At 37.2% G+C, this 4,167-nt stretch carries 4 protein-coding genes and 1 other RNA gene; 3 read left to right on the forward strand and 2 right to left on the reverse strand.

The features are described 5' to 3' along the window. The first annotated feature begins 28 nt into the window (after window positions 1–28). From J7J33_04370 to J7J33_04380, 3 genes are read left to right on the forward strand one after another with little or no spacing between them, the layout of a single operon-like run. A complete protein-coding gene (locus tag J7J33_04370) occupies window positions 29–436 on the forward strand; it encodes a DUF4878 domain-containing protein (protein MCD6168524.1) in 408 nt (135 codons plus the stop codon). Between the two features lie 17 nt (window positions 437–453). Next, window positions 454–1,041, forward strand: coding sequence for an ATP-dependent DNA ligase (locus J7J33_04375; GenBank protein ID MCD6168525.1), 588 nt, complete (start codon window positions 454–456; stop codon window positions 1,039–1,041). 3 nt (window positions 1,042–1,044) lie between these two features. After that, complete coding sequence (locus J7J33_04380) at window positions 1,045–1,554, forward strand: hypothetical protein (GenBank protein ID MCD6168526.1); 510 nt, start codon at window positions 1,045–1,047, stop codon at window positions 1,552–1,554. Between the two features lie 3 nt (window positions 1,555–1,557). On the opposite strand, the gene ffs is transcribed toward J7J33_04380, so the two are convergent. Together ffs and J7J33_04390 are read right to left on the reverse strand one after the other, a co-directional pair. Continuing rightward, an RNA gene (gene ffs, locus J7J33_04385) (signal recognition particle sRNA large type) lies at window positions 1,558–1,822 on the reverse strand. Between the two features lie 30 nt (window positions 1,823–1,852). Further along, the coding region (locus tag J7J33_04390) for an endonuclease MutS2 (GenBank protein MCD6168527.1) at window positions 1,853–4,167 on the reverse strand (2,315 nt) is incomplete at its 5' end.

Here is a 4,167-nt window from a genome sequence, read left to right on the forward strand (position 1 = left end):
TGATATGAGATTCTAATTGGATAGTGAGGTGATAAAAGTGAAAAGATTTATGATTCTTATTACAGTTTTTATAATAGTTTCTCTTTTGATACTGAGTAGCTGTTCTTCAAAGTCTCCTGAGGGAACAATAAAAAGATACTTTAAAGCTATCATGAGAGAGGACTATGAAACAGCTTACTCCCTTCTTGCCGGAGATATGCTGAAAGAGAAGGGATCACTTGAGGATTTTAAAAAAGGCTTTGAAAATATGAAAAAGCACAATAGGGAAATTGTTGGGGTGAGGATTGAGGATGTTGTGCTTTCCAATGACAAGAAGAGAGCAAGAGTGCACTTTGTCTTAACAATAAGAGAGAATGGAAAGGAATCAGATTACAGAGGTGCCTATATTTTAACTCTTCATGATGATGGTTGGAAAATAGAGGGTTCAATCTTTTAGAAGATTTTATATAAAAAATGAGAGAATTTCATTATCCTGTATGGCTGATGCAGCCAATACCCTATTTTGGAGAAAAACTTGAAGGAGATTGGGTATATGAGGAGAAGATAGATGGCTGGAGATTACAGATAATTAAGGTAGAAGAAGATATCAAATTCTTTGGGAGGAGACTTACAAAAAATCCAGATTGGACAGAGAAGTTAAAAGTGCCAAGAGAGAATTTAAAGAGGATACTACCTGAGAAGACTATTCTCGATTCAGAACTATACTCAGATAAAGGAAGAAGGTTTATTCCCTCTCTCTTTGCAAAGAAAAAGAAGGCAGAGCCATTAATTTACATTTTTGATGTTATTTTCTTTGAGGGAGAATTTCTTGGCAACTTACCTTTAAAGAAGAGAAGGAAAATTCTTGAGAGTTTGAATTTTAAACCCCCATTTTTTCTATTGCCTCAGTATAAATTAGTCTCCGTTGACAAAATCCTTGAAAATCTTAGAGAATCTTCAAGTGAAGGTGTTGTATTCAAAGAACTTAATTCAGATTACAGACTCGGTAAGGAATGTCCATTAGTTACAGAATTCTGGAGAAAATTAAAATTCAGGAGGTAAAAAATGCCAAAAATAGGGAGATTTCAAGTAATGGCAACTCTTCAGGCAGCAAGAGCTTATGTGCTTGGCCTTTCCCTTGAAGAGGCAAAGAGTTTTGGACTTAATAGAGCGATATTTTACGCTGCTGCCAAGAGAGGTTTTAAGGAGAAGGTAAAGGAACCTAAGGGGTTTTTAATAAAAGAGAAGGGTTTGAGGAAAGAAGAGATAGAGAGGATACAAAAGACTTTCAGTATATTTAAGCTTGGAGATGAGATGGCATACTCTGTGGAAATAGACGGAAAGAGATACTTTGTTATTGGAGGAGAGATTCAGAGACCGGAAGATTTTAAAAAGCAGATCGAAAGAAGATTTAAGGGAAAATTTGATAAGGCATTCAAGGAAGCATTAGAGATTGTTAAAAATTATGATAAAGGGGTTCTTCTCTCTCAAAGAAATTTCTATGAAGTAGTGTATAAACCAAGAAGAGACACACTGAAAGATAAGTGGTCAAAACTCGTTGAAGAAGAAAAATAAAGGGTGTGCACCTCCCTACGATACACTCCTCCTCAGGTCTTTCCCAAGAAGGAAATCAGGAAAGAGTCACCAGGGAACACTTAGAGAATTACTTACCGTTGCTTCCTTCCGGACCTGGCGGGGTTCGTAACCTCTAAGTTTCCTGGCTTCCTTCCGTCATCTTTCCTTCTTAAGAACCTTCTGAAAAGGAGTGCACCTTCAGGAGGAATTCAGCCCCACTGAGCGGGTTGTGGGTTACAGGGCACCGCTAACTCCCCGCTTAGCACACCCTGATTTGATTATATCAAATATCAGTTTATTATTTTAAATACACAATAGTTACACCACCATTCTCTGGGTCGGTGGTGTACCTCTGAACATGAGGATTTGTCTTGAGAAAATCATGTATTGCCTTTCTCAATATCCCTGTTCCTACACCATGGTGTATATAAACAAATGGAAAACCTGCAAGTGATGCTGAATCAAGGTATTTATCAAGCTTTACCAATGCTTCATCCACCGTCTTTCCGTGAAGGTCTATCTTCATGGGAAGAGTTTCAGGTGTTGGAAGTTCCACTTTGCCCTCTTTATTAGGTACCTCTTCCACTTCTGTGATCTTTCGGGTTATATCTTCAAAGGGAAGAATGACTCTCATGGTTCCAATTTGTATCTGAACTTTTTTCTCCTCCTCATCTTTATTTAAAACAATCCCCTGCTTTCCAAATTTCTCTATCCACACAAGGTCTCCAATCTCAATTTCATCCCAGTCTATCACAATCTTTCTCTCCTCGGAGACTATCTCTTCAGCTATCTTTTCTTCCTCCTTCTCAAGTTCTTTCTTCTCCTCAAGAACAACCTTCCTCTCTTTGGGTATATTCTTCAAGAGTTCTTCCATCCTTCTTCTTGTGTCTTCAATAATTTTTAAAGCCTCTTTCTTTGCGTTTAATAGATACTCTTTCCTCTTTTCTTTTATTTCGTTAAGGAGATTTTCAAGTTCCTCCTTTTTCTCCTCTATCTCTTTCTTTGTCTCCTCTATTGAGAGTTTATTCTTTTCTATGATTGTTTGATCTCTCTTCATTTTGTTTATTATGACTTCCTTTGCAAGATGTTCCTCGCCAAGTATCTCTTTTGCTTTTTCTATAACCTCTTTTTCAATTCCAAGATGGGTAGCAATTGTTAATGCGTGGCTTTCTCCAGGTATTCCAATGTGGAGTTTGTATGTTGGTTTAAGAGTTTTGGGATCAAATCCAACACTGCAGTTTTCAACCTCCTCCACCTTATATGCAAACTCTTTGAGTCTTGGATAATGGGTAGCAATGGCTACAATAGATTTCTTTTTAAGAAGATACTCAGTTATAGCTTGAGCAATGGCTGCTCCTTCCTCAGGGTCAGTTCCCGCTCCAAGTTCATCCAATAGGACGAGAGATTTATCATCACATTTTTCAAGTATCCTAACTATATGTTTCATGTGGGATGAAAATGTGGATAAGCTCTGCTCAATGCTCTGCTCTTCGCCAATATCAGCGAGTATTTCATTAAAAATTCCAGTCTCAAAATATTTTGCAGGAACATGAAAACCACTCTGTGCAAGAGCCACAAATAGACCTATAGTTTTTAATGTTACAGTTTTGCCTCCAGTGTTGGGACCAGTTATTATAAGTATTCTGAATTTCTCGCCTATTTCAAGGGATATTGGAACAACTCTCTCCTTATCAATGAGGGGGTGTCTCCCCTCCTCTATTTTTACCTTCTTCCTTTCCACAAATACAGGGGAAACACAACCCCATTCGTTGGATACCCTCCCCTTGAGGAATGTAAAATCAAGAAATCCCACAATACTTACAGCAGTTTCTATGTCATCTATTCTATCTGACACACGATTGGATAGTGCCGTTAAAACCTTCTTTACTTCCTGTTCTTCCTTTCCTTTAAGTTCTATCAATTCATTGTTTTTCTGAACTATAAATTGCGGTTCAACAAATAGGGTTTTGCCTGAACCAGAGGTATCCTGTACAATGGATGGAAAGTAGGATATAAAATCTCTTTTTATGGGAATCACATATCTTCCATTTCTTACAGTTATTACATGATCTGAGATCATGTTCTTGTATGTGGAGAGAGTAAATAAGGATTCTAACTTTTCAATGATCTTTTGTCTTAAGCTTCTTATACGCCTCCTTATGGATTTTAACTCACTGGATGCATCATCTTTAACATTTCCTTCTTCATCTATACATTTCTCAATCTCTTTTCTAAGATCAGTGAATTTCTTTAATTTTGAGGCAGTTCTATAAAGATACGGGTATTTTAATTTCTTCTCCTCAAATTCTCTCCTTATCTCCTCAAAAAGCGAGAGGTTCTCCTTTGTCTTCCAGAGTTCTTCTCCAGAGAGGATACTCCTTACCTTCGCCTTTTTGATTATATCCTCCATATCCTGATAGGAGGAAAAACTCAATCCACCTTCATTGTTAATGAAATCTTTGGCTTCATCTGTTTCCTTTATGCTGTCTTTAATTAACTCAAAATCTGAAGAAGGTGAAAAAGTTGAGAGTATTTCCCTACACATAGGGGTATGACACTTATCTTTGAGCATCTCAAGAATCCTGTAGTAATCTATTACTTCAAGACTATGTC

The organism is Caldisericia bacterium (assembly GCA_021158845.1).
GTDB lineage: Bacteria > Caldisericota > Caldisericia > B22-G15 > B22-G15 > B22-G15.

Bases quoted from the DNA above. Each gene is read 5' to 3' on its own strand.
- J7J33_04380 (MCD6168526.1), top strand. From the start codon at position 1,045: ATGCCAAAAATAGGGAGATTTCAAGTAATGGCAACTCTTCAGGCAGCA.
- J7J33_04375 (MCD6168525.1), top strand. From the start codon at position 454: ATGAGAGAATTTCATTATCCTGTATGGCTGATGCAGCCAATACCCTAT.